General features: G+C 69.6%; 20 protein-coding genes. 9 read left to right on the forward strand and 11 right to left on the reverse strand.

Going from position 1 to position 17,403, the window contains the following annotated elements; translation table 11 throughout:
• Window positions 1–86 precede the first annotated feature (86 nt).
• The gene (locus AB0J16_RS17525; protein ID WP_358540093.1) at window positions 87–614 is read right to left on the reverse strand and encodes a macro domain-containing protein; all 528 of its coding nucleotides are present in this window, start codon (window positions 612–614) and stop codon (window positions 87–89) included.
• A gap of 187 nt (window positions 615–801) precedes the next feature.
• The gene (locus AB0J16_RS17530) at window positions 802–1,953 is read right to left on the reverse strand and encodes a beta-1,3-glucanase family protein (RefSeq protein WP_358540096.1); all 1,152 of its coding nucleotides are present in this window, start codon (window positions 1,951–1,953) and stop codon (window positions 802–804) included.
• A gap of 148 nt (window positions 1,954–2,101) precedes the next feature.
• Between AB0J16_RS17530 and AB0J16_RS17535 the strand changes: the two genes are divergently transcribed.
• Entirely contained in the window at window positions 2,102–2,824 is a 723-nt protein-coding gene (locus AB0J16_RS17535; protein ID WP_358540099.1) for a class I SAM-dependent methyltransferase, read from the forward strand.
• On the opposite strand, the gene AB0J16_RS17540 is transcribed toward AB0J16_RS17535, so the two are convergent.
• Together AB0J16_RS17540 and AB0J16_RS17545 are read right to left on the reverse strand one after the other, a co-directional pair.
• Window positions 2,821–3,315: a hypothetical protein gene (locus tag AB0J16_RS17540; protein ID WP_358540101.1), complete on the reverse strand. Its 495-nt coding sequence runs from the start codon at window positions 3,313–3,315 to the stop codon at window positions 2,821–2,823. The genes AB0J16_RS17535 and AB0J16_RS17540 overlap by 4 nt on opposite strands.
• Window positions 3,312–3,899: a helix-turn-helix domain-containing protein gene (locus AB0J16_RS17545; protein WP_358540104.1), complete on the reverse strand. Its 588-nt coding sequence runs from the start codon at window positions 3,897–3,899 to the stop codon at window positions 3,312–3,314. The genes AB0J16_RS17540 and AB0J16_RS17545 overlap by 4 nt, the downstream gene beginning before the upstream one ends.
• Window positions 3,900–3,988: 89 nt before the next feature.
• Between AB0J16_RS17545 and AB0J16_RS17550 the strand changes: the two genes are divergently transcribed.
• The 4 genes from AB0J16_RS17550 to AB0J16_RS17565 are packed head-to-tail and all read left to right on the forward strand — an operon-like array spanning window position 3,989 to window position 7,249.
• The gene (locus AB0J16_RS17550; protein WP_358540107.1) at window positions 3,989–5,149 is read left to right on the forward strand and encodes an alcohol dehydrogenase catalytic domain-containing protein; all 1,161 of its coding nucleotides are present in this window, start codon (window positions 3,989–3,991) and stop codon (window positions 5,147–5,149) included.
• Window positions 5,150–5,158: 9 nt separating this feature from the next.
• A complete protein-coding gene (locus AB0J16_RS17555; protein ID WP_358540110.1) occupies window positions 5,159–5,614 on the forward strand; it encodes a MarR family transcriptional regulator in 456 nt (151 codons plus the stop codon).
• Window positions 5,611–6,438 (forward strand): ATP-binding cassette domain-containing protein, encoded by an 828-nt coding sequence (locus tag AB0J16_RS17560; protein ID WP_358540113.1) that lies wholly within the window; start codon window positions 5,611–5,613, stop codon window positions 6,436–6,438. The genes AB0J16_RS17555 and AB0J16_RS17560 overlap by 4 nt, the downstream gene beginning before the upstream one ends.
• Window positions 6,398–7,249, forward strand: a complete 852-nt coding sequence (locus AB0J16_RS17565) for an ABC transporter permease (protein WP_358540116.1) — start codon at window positions 6,398–6,400, stop codon at window positions 7,247–7,249. Before AB0J16_RS17560 ends, AB0J16_RS17565 begins: the two co-directional genes overlap by 41 nt.
• Window positions 7,250–7,270: 21 nt before the next feature.
• Here AB0J16_RS17565 and AB0J16_RS17570 read toward each other — a convergent pair whose 3' ends face one another.
• The 6 genes from AB0J16_RS17570 to AB0J16_RS17595 all read right to left on the reverse strand — a co-directional run bounded on the left by AB0J16_RS17570 (window position 7,271) and on the right by AB0J16_RS17595 (window position 11,958).
• Complete coding sequence (locus tag AB0J16_RS17570; RefSeq protein WP_358540119.1) at window positions 7,271–8,086, reverse strand: ABC transporter permease subunit; 816 nt, start codon at window positions 8,084–8,086, stop codon at window positions 7,271–7,273.
• A complete protein-coding gene (locus AB0J16_RS17575; protein WP_358540122.1) occupies window positions 8,083–8,751 on the reverse strand; it encodes an amino acid ABC transporter permease in 669 nt (222 codons plus the stop codon). The genes AB0J16_RS17570 and AB0J16_RS17575 overlap by 4 nt, the downstream gene beginning before the upstream one ends.
• 2 nt (window positions 8,752–8,753) lie before the next feature.
• The gene (locus AB0J16_RS17580; protein ID WP_358540125.1) at window positions 8,754–9,590 is read right to left on the reverse strand and encodes a glutamate ABC transporter substrate-binding protein; all 837 of its coding nucleotides are present in this window, start codon (window positions 9,588–9,590) and stop codon (window positions 8,754–8,756) included.
• A 9-nt stretch (window positions 9,591–9,599) separates the two neighbouring features.
• A complete protein-coding gene (locus AB0J16_RS17585; protein ID WP_358540128.1) occupies window positions 9,600–10,343 on the reverse strand; it encodes an amino acid ABC transporter ATP-binding protein in 744 nt (247 codons plus the stop codon).
• A gap of 95 nt (window positions 10,344–10,438) precedes the next feature.
• Window positions 10,439–11,275, reverse strand: a complete 837-nt coding sequence (locus AB0J16_RS17590; protein ID WP_358540131.1) for a glutamate ABC transporter substrate-binding protein — start codon at window positions 11,273–11,275, stop codon at window positions 10,439–10,441.
• Window positions 11,272–11,958: a response regulator gene (locus AB0J16_RS17595; protein ID WP_358540134.1), complete on the reverse strand. Its 687-nt coding sequence runs from the start codon at window positions 11,956–11,958 to the stop codon at window positions 11,272–11,274. Before AB0J16_RS17595 ends, AB0J16_RS17590 begins: the two co-directional genes overlap by 4 nt.
• A gap of 169 nt (window positions 11,959–12,127) precedes the next feature.
• On the opposite strand from AB0J16_RS17595, the gene AB0J16_RS17600 reads away from it, so the two are divergent.
• From AB0J16_RS17600 to AB0J16_RS17615, 4 genes are all read left to right on the forward strand, one after another.
• Window positions 12,128–14,989: a response regulator gene (locus AB0J16_RS17600; RefSeq protein ID WP_358540137.1), complete on the forward strand. Its 2,862-nt coding sequence runs from the start codon at window positions 12,128–12,130 to the stop codon at window positions 14,987–14,989.
• A gap of 91 nt (window positions 14,990–15,080) precedes the next feature.
• Window positions 15,081–15,782: a hypothetical protein gene (locus AB0J16_RS17605; protein WP_358540140.1), complete on the forward strand. Its 702-nt coding sequence runs from the start codon at window positions 15,081–15,083 to the stop codon at window positions 15,780–15,782.
• A complete protein-coding gene (locus AB0J16_RS17610; protein WP_357956186.1) occupies window positions 15,782–16,660 on the forward strand; it encodes a hypothetical protein in 879 nt (292 codons plus the stop codon). Before AB0J16_RS17605 ends, AB0J16_RS17610 begins: the two co-directional genes overlap by 1 nt.
• A 9-nt stretch (window positions 16,661–16,669) precedes the next feature.
• Window positions 16,670–16,987: a YbaB/EbfC family nucleoid-associated protein gene (locus AB0J16_RS17615; protein ID WP_358540143.1), complete on the forward strand. Its 318-nt coding sequence runs from the start codon at window positions 16,670–16,672 to the stop codon at window positions 16,985–16,987.
• A gap of 29 nt (window positions 16,988–17,016) precedes the next feature.
• On the opposite strand, the gene AB0J16_RS17620 is transcribed toward AB0J16_RS17615, so the two are convergent.
• Window positions 17,017–17,403: a nuclear transport factor 2 family protein gene (locus tag AB0J16_RS17620; protein WP_358540146.1), complete on the reverse strand. Its 387-nt coding sequence runs from the start codon at window positions 17,401–17,403 to the stop codon at window positions 17,017–17,019.

Below are 17,403 nucleotides of genomic sequence, written 5' to 3' on the forward strand. Positions count from 1 at the left end.
GAGCAGCCAGCCGGGCCCCGGATCCACCCTGCCGAGGTGATGGAACGCGGTGCCCGTGGTGTAGGAGCTCGTCCTGCCCGGCCTGCTCAGCGGCCTGTCGCCTGTGGATCTTCATGGGGAGAGCGGTGCGGGAGGAGGAACGGTGGGCGCTCACTCCAGGAGTAGACAGTCACCGGGATGCCTTTTGTCACGAGCCGGTGGGCGATGAGCGGTTCGATCCGGTCCCAGGTACCGCCGGCCAGACCGCAGCCGATCCGTGGCATATGCAGGCTCGCGCCAAGCTCGATGGCGTTGATGGCGACGGCTTTCAGGCCCCGATCGACCGCGTCGTAGCGGATGGGCGGCCCTTCCTTGGTGGGCCGGATGCCGTGCTGGCCGATCATGTTCGCCACCCACAAGGACTCCTCGACCTGCACCAGCCGCACCTGGCCCAGCTCGAACCCCGCATCCGAGCGATGCCAGGCGCGGAACTCGGCCTCGGGTTCCGGCCAGCGGCGGGAGATGGCCAGGACGAAACCACGGCCCCAGCCGCCGACGTCGTTGCAAATGTGGCAGATGATGCGCGGCTCGTTGCCGGCCGGGTTGGTCGCGTCGCCCGGGAGATAGGTGATCACAGCCTGGACCTTAGGCAGGGAGACCGACAATTCCTGTCGGACATGCTTGGCAGGTCCAGCGTTGACCCCGACGACGTGGAGGCCGTGTGGTTGGAAACCCACGCAACCTGAACGAGGCCATTGGTGGAAGCGCCCCGCAGTCGGAGGCGGATGGTTGGCAGGTCGGATCCCGCGCCAGACTGGAGTGTCAGGCGGTCCCGTTGAATGGCGTGAGTCGTAGCCGCAGGGCTGTTGGGGCCAGGTCCTGTCCATAGGACGCGTAGTTCGCGACGTCGTCGAACGGGAACCCGTACGCCTTGTGGTCCCGGGTGTTCTCGTGCAGGACCCGCGCGTAATGGTTGCTGACCGAGGTGAGATAGAACGTGCTTCGGTCGGTTGTCGGCTGGTCGGGGTGGTTGTGCAGGGTCGAGCGGTTGAACGCGGCGCCGAGGATCGCCGCGACCGGGCCGGAGGTGCCGCCGGCGTCCAGGGCGCCGTTGCAGTAGAAGATGTCGCGGGTGCTCGGCCGGGCGAACGTCCGGATGCCGTTGTCGAAGACGAGCTGGCCGCCGGACACCCGCCCGGTGTACGTGGTCCCGCCGACCGCCACCCGCAGGTTGGCCGCCGCGTACATGTTCCAGACCTGCGTGATGTACGGATCGAAGTACGTGGAAGAGAAGATGCCCGAGTCGATGCCGTGTCCCGGAGCGATCACCCGGAGGTTGTCGCCCACGATGAGGGGCCGGAAGGCGGGGTTGGCCGCGATGCCGGCGAAGATGGTGTCGCGGCCGTTGGGGACAAGGGTGCCGACGGTCTGGCTGGACTGCCCGTCGAGCCGAAGCTCCATCGGGATGCTGAACATGTCGACCATGGTGGTGTTGCAGAACATGCCGTCGCTCTTGAACGTGAACTCCATGAAGTCGTGCAGCACGCCGTAGCTGGGGTCCGAGCTCACCCAGCCGGCCGGGTGCTGTAACGCCGGTCGGCCGTTGCCGTCCGTGACCACCCTGAACTTCACCTTCTGGCCGATGGAGACGTAGATGCGGCCGGACATCCATGGCAGGTTGAGGCGGGTGTCGCCGTTGGCGGCGAGCGGGATGGACAGGTCGGCGAAACCGTCGGGGCCGTTGAGTGAGCCCGATACCGGCACTCTCGTGCCGTCCGCGCGGACGTAGACCTGCTGGCCGGTGGCCAGGTCGGTGCCGACGATGTAGAGGAAGATCGCGCTGTTGGCGTACCGGAAGGTGTGGTTGACGACGGTCAGGGGGAGCACCGTGGCGGCCTCGGCTCGGGGGGCGAGGGCCAGCACCGGAGTGGCGGCTACTGCCGCGCCGGCGAGTAGGGTTCGTCTTGTGATCATGGTTCGGGCTCCTCACGGTCGTGCCGGCTGCGGGGTCACCTTGCCGTCCTAGGGTCAAGAGAGCGCTCTCTCGCAGCATTTGGTTAAGTTTCTTTTCTGTAAAGCGGGCTGTCAAGAGCCTGAGTGGTGGGTCGGCGGAGGTGGGATCGTGGATCTGCTCGACGACGACGCGCTCGAACGTTCCCCCGTCGTGGCCAATTGCCGGATGAACCGAGAACGCCGCCTGCCCGGCTACAACCGCGAGCTGGGCATCGACGTCGTCGACACACTGCGTGCCCGGCGGCGCGTGGGGGAGCCCGTGCGTTGGCTCGATCTGTGCTGCGGGACGGGGTACGCCCTCGGCCAGGTCGCCGACCTGCTCGGCGGTGAGGGCGGTGAGGACAGCGAGGGCGGTGAGGACAGCGAGGGCGGCGGGGGCGGTGAGGCTGAGATCGTCGGTGTGGATCTGGTCGACTTCTTCGCCCGCACATCGTGCCCGCCGCGCCTGCGGCTGATCACCGCCTCCGTCACCACGTGGCGGCCCGAGCGTCCCTTCGACCTGATCACCTGCGTACACGGGCTGCACTACATCGGTGACAAGCTCGGGCTGCTTGCCAGGGTCGGCACATGGCTCGCCGACGACGGACTGTTCATCGCGAACTTCGACGTTCGCGCCATCCGTCTCGAAGACGGCGCGCCCGCGGGCCGCCGCCTCACCGCGTCGCTGCGCTCGCAGGGCGTGAGGTACGACGGGCGGACCCGGCGGATCGGCTGGACGGGTCGGCGCCTCATCGATCTGCCGTACCGCTACCGGGGGTCCGACGATCAAGCCGGCCCAAACTACACCGGCCAGCCCGCGGTCAACTCGTACTACGAATACTACGAATACTAGGAAGCGGTGGCGATCGCGGCGCGGATGGCGTCGGCGCGTTCCTTGGGGAAGATCCTGTGTTCGGGGTCGGCGTCCAGGAACAACAGCATGGACAGGACCTGGCCCGCTGCTGCCCAGCTGCCTTCGTCGATGACGCGGAACGTGACCCACCAGGAGGGCGAGGGAGCCGGCATGCCGCAGGCGTCGGCGAGCGCGGCGAGGATGCCTTCGATGGCTTGGGCGCGGGTTTCGCGGGGCCAGGCGCCGTACATGACGGCTACGTCGACGACCATGACGTCGGCGGGTTCCGGGATGTCGCTGAGGAGGGCGCCGCCGATGGCGATCATGTCGGCATCGCGTTCGACGAAATGGACCTGGAAGCCGATGCGCGCCTCGGGTGCGTGCCGGCCCACCTCGGGGACCAGGACGGCGTCGGTGAGGGTCTGGGCGAGCAGGCGGCGCTGTTCCGGCGTCAGCCTCCCCTTGGGGGTGTTCACGGTGATCACGGTCATGCTGCCGGTCCTTTCGTGGCGGTCTGGATGAGGTGCTCCAGTTGGACGGCGACGTGGTCGAGGGCGGTGATGTCGCGTTGGGCGCGGCACATGGCGACCGTGCCTTCGACGGCGGCGACGATCAAAGTGGCCATCCGCGCCGCCACCGCGGTGTCGGCGCCGTGCTCGCGTAGCGAGTCGGACAGCAGGTTTTCCCAGGTGGTGAACACCTCGGCGGCAGCGTCCAGGGCCTCGGGGGCCGCGTCGGCAGGTGGTTCCTCCACCGAGACGGCCAGCACCGGGCAGCCGGCGCGGAAGTCGCTGTCGAGCACGGTCTGCCGCCACAGGCCGAGGAAGGCACGCAATCCGGCGACCGGCCCGGCGGCCAGTTCCCGGCGCAGTACGCCGGACACCAGGTCGCCGGCGAAGCGGACCGCTTCGGCGGCCAACTGCTGCTTGCCGCGCGGGAAGTAGTGGTAGGTCGAGCCCAGCGGGGCGCCGGAATGGGTGGCCAGGTCCCGTACTGTACTGCCGGCCAGGCCGCGCCGCCGGATCAGGTCGGCGGCGCCGACGACGATCCGCGATCGCGGATCCGTCTGTGACATCGGGTACGCCCTCCTCGGAGTTGATTATGACGCTCGTTATAACTTACCGTGAGGTGCGGCTATAACGAGCGTCATAACCTGGAGGACCAATGCGGGAACTCACGTTCGTGCGCAGCGGCCGTCTCGCCTGGCATGAACGCCCCGCGCCCCGCCTGACCGAGCCGGGTGACGCCATCGTCCGGCCGTTCATCGCCGGACGCTGCGACGGTGACACCCTGCCGCTGCACCGGCCGGTGTCCCGCGCCATGCAGGCGGGCCTGACACTGGGGCTGATCGATCCGGTCGTACGCGGCATCTGCGGCCCGGTACCGTTCCGTGGACCGTTCGCCATCGGCCACGAGTGCGTCGCCGAAGTCCTCGAAACCGGCCCAGGCGTCACCAACGTGCGCCCCGGCCAGTGGGTGATCGTGCCGTGGTCGATCTCCTGCGGCGCCTGCTCACCCTGCCTGCGGGGGCTCACCGCCAAATGCGACACCACCACTCGTCACGCCGGACGTACCCTGGCCGCCTTCGGGTTCGGCCCCGCCTGCGGCCCCTGGGGCGGCATGATCACCGACACCCTCCGCATCCCCCACGCCGACCACATGCTCGTCCCGATTCCGCACGGCGTCCCCGCTCTGCGGGTGGCCGCCGCCAGCGACAACCTCGCCGACGCCTGGCGCGCCGTCGTCCCGCCCCTGACCGCGCGAGGCGGCGGCCGCGTCCTGATCCTCGGTGGCGGAGCCAGAAGCATCGGCCTGTACGCCGCCGGCCTGGCCGCCGCCCACGGCGCCACGGTCGACTACCTCGACGCCAGCGCCACCCGACGCCGGATCGCCGAAACCCTCGGCGCCCGCACTCCCCGCAGCCTCGAAGCCAGCCTCGAAGGCCGCTACGACATCGCCGTCGAAGCCACCTCCCGCCCCGCCGGGATCCGCCAAGCCCTCCGCGCCCTGGCGCCCGGCGGAATCTGCACCGCCGTCGGCTACTACCTCGCCACCGGCACCCGCGTACCGCTCATGCACATGTACGCCACCGACGCCACCCTCCACCTCGGCGTCTCCCACCCCCGCGCCGTCCTGCCCGACCTGCTCGACTTCGTCGACCGCACCGGCTTCCCCGCCGAAACCGTCACCACCCTCACCGCCGACTGGGACGACGCGCCCAGCGCCTACCAGGCCAGGACCACCAAGGTCGTCCTGCGACGTGACCCCATCACCCCGGAGTCACCCCGGGCTGGGGACTTCCCATTAGCTCGTGAGCAGAGCTAACCTTTTGGTATGAGCACAGCGGACCTACCTGACGCCCTCGTCGGTGTCCTGACCGGTATCCAGCGGCTCATCCGGCGGCGGCTGCGCCAAGGGATGACCGGGCCGCCGCTCCGTGGCGCCCAGGTCGAGCTGCTGCGGTTGGTCGGCGCCAACCCCGGCATCGGCGTCTCAGCGGCGGCCAAGGAGCTCTTTCTGGCGGGGAACTCGGTTTCCACGCTGGTCAACCAGCTCACCGCCGCCGGGCTGCTGCGGCGCGAGATCGGTCATGACGACCGCCGCTCCGCCCGGCTGCTGCTCACCCCCGAGGCCGAGGCGCGGCTGCGGGCGTGGGAGGAGCGGCGGGCCGCGCTCGTTCGCGAGCGGGTGGAACGACTCAGCGAAGACGACCGGGTCGCGCTGGCCGCCGCGCTTCCGGCGTTGCGCCGGCTGGCCGAGGGTCTGCAAGAGGAGGCGGAAATGATATGAGTGACGACACACCGGCCGTCGCCTGCACGGGCCTGCGCTATTCCTTCGGGCAGACCAGGGCCGTGGACGGCCTTGATCTGACGGTCGGCGCCGGTGAGGTGTTCGGTCTGCTCGGTCCCAATGGCGCGGGCAAGACCACCGCCATCCGCTGCGTGACCACGCTGCTGCCCATTCCGTCCGGGATGGTGCGGGTTTTCGGGCACGACGCGGCCACCGAGCAGATGGCGGTACGCCGCCTGCTCGGCTACGTACCCCAGCAACTGTCGGCGGACTCGAGCCTGACGGGGCGGGAGAACGTCTCCCTGTTCGCCCGCGTCTTCGACGTCCCCCGGCGTGAGCGGGCGGCCCGTGTCGAGCAGGCGCTGGAGGCCGTGGGGCTCGGCGACGCCGCCGACCGGATGGCCGCCACCTTCTCCGGCGGCATGGTACGCCGCCTCGAACTCGCCCAGGCGCTGGTCAGCGCGCCGCGCCTGCTCATGCTCGACGAGCCGACGATCGGGCTCGACCCCATCGCCCGCACCAGCGTGTGGGAGCACATCATGGCGGTACGCGCCGCCACCGGGATGACCGTCCTGGTCACCACGCACTACATGGACGAGGCCGACCAATACTGCGACCGGGTCGCGCTCATGCACCAGGGACGCGTACGGGCGCTCGGCACACCGCGGCAGCTCACCGACGACCTGCGCGCCCGCCTCGGCGACGGCTCGGCCCCGACGCTGGAGGACGTCTTCCGCGACGTCGCCGGCAGCGGCCTCGGCGACGGAGGAGGGGAGTTCCGCGATGTCCGACGTACCCGCACCACTGCCACTCGACTCGGCTGACAAGAGCGGCTTCGACCTGCTGCTCGTTCCGCCGCGTCCCCGCACCGGGTGGCGGGTGCTGCCCGCCAGGGTCGCCGCGATGTGCGTGGTGGAGCTGCAGAAGCTGCGCCACGATCGCACCGAGCTGTACACCCGCGCCGTCCAGCCCGCCCTGTGGCTGTTGATCTTCGGCGAGACCTTCACCCGGATCAAGGTGATCCCCACCGAGGGCATCCCGTACCTGGACTATCTGGCCCCCGGGATCATCGCCCAGTCCACCATGTTCATCGCCATCTTCTATGGCATCCAGATCATCTGGGAACGCGACTCGGGCGTCCTGACCAAGCTCCTGGTCACGCCGACGCCGCGGGCCGCGCTGGTCACCGGCAAGGCGTTCGCCGCGGGGGTCAAGGCGATGATCCAGGCGGTGGTCGTGGTGCTCATCGCCGCGCTGCTGGGCGTGAGCATGACCTGGAACCCGTTGCGCCTGGCCGGGGTCATCGTGGCCGTGCTGCTCGGCTCGGCGTTCTTCTCCTGCCTGTCGGTGACGATCGCCGGGATCGTGCTGACCCGCGACCGGCTGATGGGCATCGGGCAGGCCATCACGATGCCGCTGTTCTTCGCGTCCAACGCGCTCTACCCGACCACGGTCATGCCCGACTGGCTGCGGTACATCAGCGTGATCAACCCGCTCAGCTACCAGGTCGACGCGCTGCGCGGGCTGCTGCTCGGCATCCCTGCGAACCTGCCGCTGGACTTCGCGGTGCTGCTCGCGGCCGCGGCGCTCGGCATCACGGCGGCCTCCGGCCTGCTGGGGCGGTTGGTGCGCTGACTCGCCGGGTCAAGCGCCAACTCATTGCGTCGCTGGGGTCAGCCAGTGAGCGAGCCGGTCCAGCGACAGGTTGATGCCGATGAAGATGGCCGCGATGAGGATGGCCGCCGGGATGACGTTCGAGAAGTTGGCCGCGATCCCGTTCAGCCCCCGGTCCACCAACTCGTCGTAGCCCACGATCAACCCGAGCGCCGAGTCCTTCAGCAGTACCACGAACTGGCTGATCACGGCCGGCATCATGGCCCGGAACGCCTGCGGCAGCAGCACCAGCCGCATGACCTGCCCCTTGCGCAGCCCGATCGCGTGGGCCGCCTCCGCCTGGCCGCGGTGCAGGCTCAGCACCCCGGCCCGGATGATCTCGGCGATCACCGACCCGTTGTAGAAGGTCAGTCCGAACACCACGGCGGTGAAGGCTGAGACGTTGGTCCCCGCAAAAACGTAGGACCCGAAGAAGGCGAAGAAGATGAGCAGCAGCAGCGGCACGGCCCGGAAGAACTCGACCACGGCCGCCGCCGGCCACCGGATCCACCGGTGGTCCGAGAGGCGGGCCGTTGCGAAGACCAGCCCGAACAGGCCCGCCAGCACGACGCCCACCACTGCCGCGGCCAGTGTGCCCGCCAGTCCCGGCAGGATGAAGGTGGTCCACACCTCTGGCCGCAGCAACGGCGTCCACTTGCCGGCCGCCCACTGCTCCTTGGCGTCGAAGCGCACATAGGTCACATAGGCCAGCCCCAGCAGGACCAGCGCGATGACCCCGGCCAGCACCCGGTTGCGCCGTGCGCCGCGCGGCCCCGGCGTCTCGTAGAGGTTGGCGTAGCTCACCGGGCCACCGCTCATCGGGCCACCGCCAAGCGCCGTGACAGCCAGCCGAACAGCAGGCCCATGGGCAGGCACAGCAGCACGAACCCGGCCGCGAACCCGAGGAAGATCTGCATCACCTGGTCTCCGTATGTCTCGATCATCTCCCGCATCCGCACCGACGCCTCGCTCACGCCCACCACGAGCGCGATCGTGGTGTTCTTGGTCAGCGCGATCAGGATGCTGCCCAGCGGCGCGATCACCGCGCGGAACGCCTGCGGCAGCGTGATCAGCCCCAGCGTCTGGAGGAAACCGAGCCCGAGCGAGCGCGCGGCCTCGGCCTGGCCGACCGGCACGGTGTTGATGCCCGCGCGCAGCGCCTCGCAGACGAACGCCGAGGTGTAGGCCGTCAGGCCGATGCAGGCCAGCCAGAAGTTGTTGGTCGCGATGTCGGACGAGAGTTCCACGCCCAGGTTCGCGCCGACGCCGAGGCCGGTGAACAGCAGCACCAGCGTCAGCGGGGTGTTACGGGCCACGGCCACGTAGACGCCGGCGGTGCGGCGCAGGGTCGCCAGCGGCGCCACGCGCATGGCCGTCAGCAGCGTGCCGAGCACCAGCGAGCCGAGCGCGCTCACCGCCGTCAGCCGCACGGTCATCCAGAAGGCCGCGACGACGGTGTCCCACTCCAGGAGCAGCGCGTCCATGATCAGTACTGCTCCAGCTTCGGGGCCTCCGGCACGGTGAAGCCGGCTCCGCCGAAGCTGCTCTCCAGCGCCTTCTTCCAGCTACCGTTGGCGAACATCGTGGTCAGCGCCTCGTTGACGGCCTTGCGGCCCGCCGAGTCGTCCTTCTTGAGCCCGATGCCATACTTCTCCGTGCTGAACGGCTTGCCGACCAACTTGAGCTTGCCGGTGTGCTGGGCGGCGTACCCGGCGAGGATCACGTTGTCCGTGGTGATCGCGTCGAGCTGGCCGCCGAGCACCCGGTCCACGCACGCGGAGTAGGTCCGCTCCTCCTGCAACTGCACCTGCTTGGCGTAGCTCTCCTTGACCTTCTGCGCCGGGGTCGAGCCGGCGACTGAGCACAGCTTCTTGCCGTTCAGCGTGTCGGGGCCGGTCAGCGCCGTGTCGTCCGCCCTGACCAGCAGGTCCTGACCGGCCACGAAGTACGGTCCGGCGAAGGAGACCTTCTGCTTGCGCGCGTCGGTGATGGAGTACGTCGCCACCACCATGTCCACCTGGCCCTGCTGCAGGAACGCCTCCCGGTTGGCCGACACCGTCTCCTTGAACGTGATGTCCTTGGCCTCGACGCCGAGCGATTTGGCCACGTACTTGGCGACCTCTATGTCGAACCCGGAGAAGCCGCCGTCCGGCGTCCGCAGGCCGAGTCCCGGCTGGTCGGCCTTCACTCCGATGACCAGCTTCTTGTCGTTCTTGGCCTTGTCCACGACCGAGTCGTAGGTGTCCTGGCCGCCGCCGCAGGCAGTGGCGGTGGCGGCCAGGGCAACGACGGCGAATACCGCGTAAAGGGATCTTCCAAACATGACGCGTCCTTAGTGAGTGAGGATCTTGGCGAGGAACGACTTGGCGCGCTCGCTGCGCGGGGTGCCGAAGAAGTCGTCCGGGGCGTTCTGCTCGACGATCTCGCCGTCGGCCATGAACACCACGCGGTCCGCGGCCCGGCGGGCGAAGCCCATCTCGTGCGTGACGACGACCATGGTCATGCCCTCGCGGGCCAGCGCCGTCATCACCTCGAGCACCTCGTTGACCATCTCCGGGTCGAGCGCCGAGGTGGGCTCGTCGAACAGGAGCACCTTCGGCTCCATGGCCAGCGCGCGGGCGATCGCGACGCGCTGCTGCTGCCCACCTGACAACTGCGCGGGGAACTTGCCCGCCTGGCTGCCGATCCCGACGCGCTCCAGCAGCTCGTACGCCTTCTTCTCGGCGTCCGCCCTGCTCTTCTTCAGTACGTGGACCTGCCCGAGCACGACGTTCTCCAGGACTGTCTTATGCGCGAACAGGTTGAACGACTGGAACACCATGCCGACCTCGGCTCGCAACCGGGCCAGCTGCCGTCCCTCCTCGGGCAGCGGCGTGCCGTCGATCGTGATGGTGCCGGAGTCGATGGCCTCCAGCCGGTTGATCGCGCGGCACAGGGTGGACTTGCCGGCGCCCGACGGGCCGATGATCACCACGACCTCGCCCCGCCGTACGCTCAGCTCGACGTCCCTGAGCACGTGATGATCGCCGAAGCGCTTGTTGACCTGGTCGAGGACGACCAGCCCTTGATCGGACACGGGTGATGCTCCTTCCGTCCGCGTTGGCGCAACGGTAGGAGCGGCTTGTGTCACGCAGAGGGTTGTGCGCGTTCTGCTCAGTGATTGACCGGCCGTCAGTGAGTGACGGGCGGCTTGGCCTGTGCGGCGGTCGCGCCGGACAGGCCGATGGTGTCCTTGAACGCCCGATCCCACCGGCCGTCTTGCAGACAGCGCCCGATCAGTCCGCTGAGGTAGTCGCGGAACACCACGTCCTCCTTGCGGACGCCCATGCCGTACGGTTCGCGGCCGAACGGCCGGCCGACCAGCCTGAGCGCGTCCGGCCGCCGGTTCACCAGGCCGAGCAGGATCGTGTCGTCGGTGCTGATGGCGTCGATGCGGCCGGCCGTGAGGGCGGGCACGCATTCGCTGGAGTTGTCGACCACCACCAGCCGGGCGCCGGGCACGCGGTCCCGCAGCCGGTCCAGGGAGGTGGAGCGGGTGGTCGTGCACACCGCCCGGCCGTCGAGGTCCGCCACGTCGTCGATGCGCTTGTCCCCGGCTCTGACCAGCACGTCCTGCCCGGCTTGGTAATAGGGCTCGGTGAAACCGACGACCTGGCTCCTGGCCGGCGTGATGGAGTAGGTCGCGATGACGAGGTCCACCACCCCCTGCCGCAGGAAGTCCTCGCGCTGGACCGGCAGGGTCTCCACGAAGCGGACGTTGCGCTCACCGCCGGTCAGGTCCTTGGCGACCATCCTGGCCATCTCCGCGTCGAACCCGGTGATCCGCCCGCTGTCCGGGTCCTTGAACCCGAACAGCGGGTAGTCGAACTTGATCCCCACCGTGAGCAGTCCGTTTCGCTGGACGCGGGCCATGGTGGAGCCCTCGGGGAACGCGGGCTCTACGGGGGAGCCGCAGGCCGCCAGTGCCAGGCAGGCGAGTACGGCGAGCAGCGCCCTGACCGGCTTCACCGCACCCAGTACCGGTGCTGCGGGCGGCCCGTCGGTCCGTACCTCAGCCTGGCCTCGACCTGTCCCCGTTCGACCAGGTGTTCCAGGTAGCGGCGGGCGGTCGCCCTGCTGACGCCGATGGCCTCGGCGAGTTCGTGCGCCGACAGGTCGTCCTGGGCCGCGGCCAGCCCGTCGAGCACCGCCTGCTCGGTCGCCGCCGAGATGCTCTTCGCCCGGGGAGACGCGTCCAGATGCAGCGAGCGGAAAATCCGGTCGATCTCCTGCTGCTCGACGAACCTGCCGCCCGAGCCAAACTGCTCCACCGTCGCCGCGTACCGCAGCAACGTCTGCTCCAGAATCCCGGCCCTGGTCGGCTTGACCAGGTAGTACAAGGCGCCGCGCTGCATGGCCGCGCGCACCGCGGCCGACTCCTTGTGGCCGGAGATCACGATCACGTCGGTGGGTGGCTGGTCCGGGCGCCGCAGCCGGTGCGCGACCTCCAGTCCGGGCAGGTCGGGCAGGTGCAGGTCCAGCAGTACCAGCCGCGGCGCGAACCGGTGGGCGGCGGCGAGCGCCACCTGTCCGGTGTGTGCGATCCCCACCACCTTGAACCCGGAGACACGGTTCACCTGGGCGTGCAACGCGGCGGTCACGACCGGGTCGTCGTCCACGATGAGAACGGTGATGTCCGCCGCTCCAGGCATCGCCACACTCCTAGCTCGACTGTGATCGACGCGGGCATCTTAGGGACGTCGTGTTACAACCAATCGCCTTCTGCTCCTTTTGCTCAGTGCGGGGCTTCGCCCCAAGCTCTTCCCTCTTACTGTGTGATGCGTGTCAGCGGCCGGTGAGCCGTGGGGGAGGTGATCACTGGTGAGAGAGCGCGGATGGCTCCTGGCAGTGACTGCGCTGTGGATTCTGCTCGGCCTGCTCCCGCTGGCGCTGCTGACCTCGTCCAGCATCACGCTGTCGGCGGAAGCGGTCGGCGACGAGGTCGGCGACCGGGTGCGAACCACCGCCTCGGTCAGCCGGGTCGTGGTGGAGCAGCAGCTTGGCTCGCTCAAGCAGCTCGTCAGCGCGTACGCCCAGCGGCCCGAGGTGCGCGCCGCGGCGACCTCCGGCAAGCCGGTGGGCCGCGAAACGATGATCGGGTTCCGCGAGGAACTGGGCAGGATGCGCGCCGGAGTCGGCGGTGTGATCGTGATCGGGCTCCGGGGCGACATCGCCGGCGCCGAGCCGACGAGCGTGCTGCCCCAGGACGTCAGCAGCACCGACTGGTACGTCGCCGTCCGCGATCGCCTGCGACCCTACATCTCCCAGGCGTACACGCCCACGATGCGCGGCGTGTCCAGGGCCGTCGCCGCGGCCGCCGTGATCTCGAGCGCCGACGGCAAGAGCGTGCTGGGCGTCCTGGTCGTCGTCTACAGCCTGGACGCCATCCAGGACTTCGCCTCGCAGGCCGCCGAGGCGCAGGGGATCCGGCTGCTCATCACCGACCAGTCGGGCGTGCTCGTCGCCGACCCCGGCAGGAAGCTCTACGCTCTCACCTCCCTGCGCGAGGACCCCAGGGTGGACGCGGCGCTGGCCGGCCGTACCCTCTTCACCACCCACCACGACGCCGGCGGGAAGGTGCTGTCGGCGTCGGAGCCCATCCCCGACGTCGGCTGGACGGTCACCGCCGAGGTGCCCGCCGACGCGGCGCTCGCCTCGGCCGAGCAACTCCGGGTACGGGTGCTGTCGATCGCCGCCGTCCTGGCGCTGCTGATCCTCATCGGGTTAGGCCTGCAGATCCACACCACGCGCGGCCGGCGCCGGGCGCAACGGATGCTCGCCCGGTACGCCGCCGAGCTGGCCGTGGCCCGGGACGAGGCCGTGAGCGCGTCCGGCGCCAAGTCCGAGTTTCTCGCCAAGATCAGCCACGAGATCCGCACCCCGATCAACGGTGTCCTCGGCATGAACTCCCTGCTGCTGGACACCCTGCTCGACGGCGAGCAACGCCACTACGCGAGCACGGCGCAGGAGTCCGCGCGGAGCCTGCTCCGGCTGCTCGATGACTTCCTCGACCTGTCGAAGATCGAGGCGGGGCATCTGGAGGTGGAGTCGGTGCCGTTCGACCTGCTCCGACTCTGCGACGAGGTGGTGGCCCCGTTCGCGCCGCACGCCTACCAGCAGGGGCTCTGGCTCACCTCGCGGCTCGGCGACAGCCTGCCGCAACAGGTGCTCGGCGATCCGGTACGTCTCGGGCAGGTGCTCACCAACGTCGTGGGGAACGCGCTGAAGTTCACCGTCAAGGGTGGCGTCGACCTGGAGGTGACCCTCGACGAAGGCGGTCCCGGCGACGATCGGGTCACGCTGCGGTTCACGGTGACCGACACCGGCGTGGGCGTCGGGCAGGGCGACCTGGAGCGGGTCTTCGGCATCTTCCGTCAGGTCGACTCCCCGATCACCCGGCGGACCGGCGGGAGCGGCCTCGGCCTGGCCATCAGCAGGCAGCTCACCGAGCTGATGGGCGGTGAGATCGGGCTGGACAGCGTCGAGGGAGTGGGGAGCCGGTTCTGGGTGACGCTGCCGGTGGACGTACTGACGTGGTCGGCCCCGGCCGCGCCCGCGCTGCGCGGACGGCGGGTGCTCGTCGCCGACGCCCGGCCGGAGGACCTCGCGCTGGCCGTGCGCATCCTGGACGATGCCGGTCTGGTGGTGGAGACGGCCTCCGACGGCCCGGCCGCCCTGGCCGCCCTGCGGGCCGGTGCCGCGGCGGGACGTCCGTTCGACCTGGCGGTCATCGACCTAGACCTCGATTTCGCGTTGGCCGACGGGGAGTCGGCCGATCCGCTGCTCCGAGACGCCGGTGTCGTCGTGCTCGTCACACCGGGGCGCTCGGGGCGCGCCTGGCCGATCTCGGTGGCCGAGCGGACCGTGCAGTCGATGACCCGGCCGCTCAGCCGCCGCCGGCTGCTCGACGCCGTGGAGAACGCTCTGACTCCCGCGCAGGGAGCCGGGCCGGGTTCCGTGCCTGCCTCCGCGCAGGGCGGCGAAACGCCGGATGTGCCGGTCGACGGCGCCGCACCGGCGCGGATCCTGGTCGCCGAGGACGACGAGGTGAGCCGCCAGGTGGCCGAGCTGGTCCTGCGGAGGGCGGGCCACCACGTCGACTCCGTCGCCGACGGGAAGCAGGCCGTGGCGGCGGTGCTCCTGGGCGGGTACGACCTGGTCTTCATGGACTGCCAGTTGCCGGTTCTCGACGGCCTGGCCGCGACCGCCGAGATCAGGCGGCGCGAGGAGCCGCGCACGCCGATCATCGCGATGACCGCCGCCGCGATGCCGGACGACCGACTTCGCTGCCTGGCGGCGGGCATGGACGACCACCTGGCCAAGCCGGTGGACTGGCAGTACGTCGTGACCCAGGTGCCGCTGTGGGCCGCCACGTCAGAGGTCCCGCCGGAGCTGGCGGGGCTGTCGCAGGGGGATATCACGGAGATCGCCGAGGTGTTCCTCTCGACGGCCATGGCGATCTATGACGAGCTCCGCCAAGCCGAACGCGGTCAAGACCTGGCCCGGGTGGCCGCGCTCGCGCACCGGTTGAAGGGCAGCTGCGCGACCGTCGGGCTCATCGAGGCGGCCGAGGTGTGCGAACGGGTCGAGGTGTCGGCCCAGCGCGGGGTTGCCGAGCGGGAATCAGTGGATCGGCTGGGTGGTTTGTTGCGCGAGCTGCCGAATTGGATGTCAGTAAATTAACCCTGGTGACGGATTTATTAACGTGTGAGTAATTTTCTGTCACTAGCGTGCTTATGTCGCGAATTAACGTATTTGTAATGGGGGAAGGTAAATGGCGGATTCGACTGAGGAGCCCAGTCCCACGGGCATCCCCACCCCGTCGGACACTCCCACCGCGACACCCACGCCCACGGACTCCCCGGCACCCACGCCCACGGATACACCCGCGCCGACCCCGACCCCGTCGGACACGCCGACCCCGACCCCGCCGGATACACCCACCCCGACCCCGTCGGACACGGCGACCCCGACTCCGTCGGACACCCCTTCCCCATCGGGCACCCCCACGCCATCGAGCCCGCCGTCCAGCACCCCTCCGGACGCGTCGAGCCCTACGCCGACGCCCACCCACTCGTACACCCCGCCCCCGACGCCCGCCGGGCCGCCGGGCGCGTCGGGCCAGGTGCAGATCGACTGGGACTCCATTCGCGAGCTGGCCGGACTCTTCGACAAGCTGGGCGACGACGTCGTGGAGCGCCGGCTGAACTCCTGGAAGCTGGGAAGCACCTCCGGCCTCGTCGGCGGCGACGAGGAGGGTATCGATTGGGCCGAGTGGTACCACGCCGGTTACGCCGCCCTGACCCATCACATGGACGCCATCGCCGAGAAGAACTTCACAGCGGCCGGCAATCTGCGCAGCCTCAAGAAACTCTGGGACTACCTGGAGCAGGACATCATCGCGTCCCTGCCCACGGCCCTGGACCTCCCTGACGCGCCGATCCCCGTGACGCCGCCGGCCAAGGAAGGTGCCTGATGTTCGATCCGTTCCAGGCGCTCGCCTGGTTCGCCGACGTACACGTGCCCGTGGCCGACGTGTCCAACCTGCGGGCGCGCGCGACGGAGCTGCGCGAGTTCGCCAAGGCGATCGGCACGCTCGCGCAGCACACGGAGAGCGGGGTCGCGGGCGTGCTCAAGACGAACGACAGCCGGTCGGTCGACCGCTTCGCGGACGTGTGGCCCGACCAGCTCGCCCCTCGATACGCCGCCATGCGGGCGGCGCTGAACGAGCTGGCCGACGGCTGCGACGACTACGCCGACGCGGTGGAGGAACACCGGGAACAGCTCAAGATCATCGGCACCCAGCTGGCCGCCATGGCGTTCACCATGATGTTCGGCTATCTCTACCCGGCGGCCAGGATCGCGGCCGAGGGCGTGTTCAAGTGGCTCGTGGCGCGGGCCAGGCTGGAGAAGACGATCTTCCAGAAGCTGATGAAGACCATCCTGGCCGCGAAGGTGGGCAAGTTCAACGTGGGCACGTACGCGGTGCGCGAAGGACTCGACGCCGTGGCCGACTCGGTCGTGTGGGCCACGGTGAAGACCGGCGTGCACGCGGCGAGCTCCGCCGCCACCGGCCAGCCGATGGGCAACCTGTGGGAGTACGCGGGCAAGCACTTCGTCGCCGAACTGGCCTATGACGGCGGTATCAAGGCCTTGCGCGACGTACGCAAGTTCATCCCGGCCACCAGGTTCACCGAGACCATGCTCGGCACCGGTCCCATGGGCAACTTCTTCCGGCGGACCACGTCGGCGGCGACCCTCTACGCACTGGTCGCCAACGGGGACATGTCCGTCCAGGGATCGCTCAGATCCGCTTTGGCGCACGCCCCCCGGGCGTTCATCCTCCACCGATAAGGAGCCGGTATGACCATACCCAGGAGCGGCGATCCGGAGATCGACCGGGCGCTGGCGCAGCTCGCGGTACAGACGGCTCAGTTCGAGGAAGTGGGGCGCCGACTGGAGTCGGCCAGGGGGCGCGGTGTGGCGGCGGACGGGCAGGTGACGGTCGAGGTCCTGCCCAGCGGCGGGCTGGCGAGCGTGCACATCGCGCCGCGAGCGATGCGGCTGGGCTCCGAGGCGCTGTGCGAGGCCCTAATGGAGGCGGCCCGGCAGGCCGAGGATGACGTGACCGCCCAGACCTTCACCGCCACCCAGGCCCTCTTCGAGCTGCCCGGCCGCTGACGTCGAGCCCGGCCGCTGGCGACGCTGGGTCAGGGGCGGCCCGGTGGGGCCGCGATCGGGCTGTAGTGGAGGCTCGCCAGCAGGCGCCGGTCCCCGTCCTTGACCGAGATCTGGGTGACGCGGAAGCGTCCGTCGGCCGGTGTGCCCTGGAAGGCGGCGCGCTGCGCCAGTACGCCGATGGCCACCGCCGTGTCGCCGTATTCCCGTACGGTGACGTCCGCCCAGCTCATCTCGTGCGTGACCATGCCGCCGCCGCGGTAGCGCGCCAGCCACTGGTCCTTGTTCAGGATGAAGCCGAGCGGTCCCACGAGGGTGAAGTCGGGCACGGTGAGCGCGTCGAGCGCTGCGGTGTCGCCGCGGCGCTCGGCCTCCATCCACTGCCTGCTGAGTTCGTCGAGTCGCTGGTCGATGGTCAT

Origin of the sequence: Nonomuraea sp. NPDC049750, from assembly GCF_040659625.1 — a bacterium.
Taxonomy (GTDB): Bacteria; Actinomycetota; Actinomycetes; order Streptosporangiales; family Streptosporangiaceae; genus Nonomuraea.

Coding starts and splice junctions, on each gene's coding strand:
- AB0J16_RS17550 (WP_358540107.1), top strand. CDS start 3,989: ATGCGGGAACTCACGTTCGTGCGCAGCGGCCGTCTCGCCTGGCATGAA.
- AB0J16_RS17530 (WP_358540096.1), bottom strand. CDS start 1,953: ATGATCACAAGACGAACCCTACTCGCCGGCGCGGCAGTAGCCGCCACT.
- AB0J16_RS17580 (WP_358540125.1), bottom strand. CDS start 9,590: ATGTTTGGAAGATCCCTTTACGCGGTATTCGCCGTCGTTGCCCTGGCC.
- AB0J16_RS17605 (WP_358540140.1), top strand. CDS start 15,081: ATGGCGGATTCGACTGAGGAGCCCAGTCCCACGGGCATCCCCACCCCG.
- AB0J16_RS17575 (WP_358540122.1), bottom strand. CDS start 8,751: ATGGACGCGCTGCTCCTGGAGTGGGACACCGTCGTCGCGGCCTTCTGG.
- AB0J16_RS17595 (WP_358540134.1), bottom strand. CDS start 11,958: ATGCCTGGAGCGGCGGACATCACCGTTCTCATCGTGGACGACGACCCG.
- AB0J16_RS17555 (WP_358540110.1), top strand. CDS start 5,159: ATGAGCACAGCGGACCTACCTGACGCCCTCGTCGGTGTCCTGACCGGT.
- AB0J16_RS17545 (WP_358540104.1), bottom strand. CDS start 3,899: ATGTCACAGACGGATCCGCGATCGCGGATCGTCGTCGGCGCCGCCGAC.
- AB0J16_RS17570 (WP_358540119.1), bottom strand. CDS start 8,086: ATGAGCGGTGGCCCGGTGAGCTACGCCAACCTCTACGAGACGCCGGGG.
- AB0J16_RS17565 (WP_358540116.1), top strand. CDS start 6,398: ATGTCCGACGTACCCGCACCACTGCCACTCGACTCGGCTGACAAGAGC.
- AB0J16_RS17560 (WP_358540113.1), top strand. CDS start 5,611: ATGAGTGACGACACACCGGCCGTCGCCTGCACGGGCCTGCGCTATTCC.
- AB0J16_RS17620 (WP_358540146.1), bottom strand. CDS start 17,403: ATGACCATCGACCAGCGACTCGACGAACTCAGCAGGCAGTGGATGGAG.
- AB0J16_RS17540 (WP_358540101.1), bottom strand. CDS start 3,315: ATGACCGTGATCACCGTGAACACCCCCAAGGGGAGGCTGACGCCGGAA.
- AB0J16_RS17610 (WP_357956186.1), top strand. CDS start 15,782: ATGTTCGATCCGTTCCAGGCGCTCGCCTGGTTCGCCGACGTACACGTG.
- AB0J16_RS17615 (WP_358540143.1), top strand. CDS start 16,670: ATGACCATACCCAGGAGCGGCGATCCGGAGATCGACCGGGCGCTGGCG.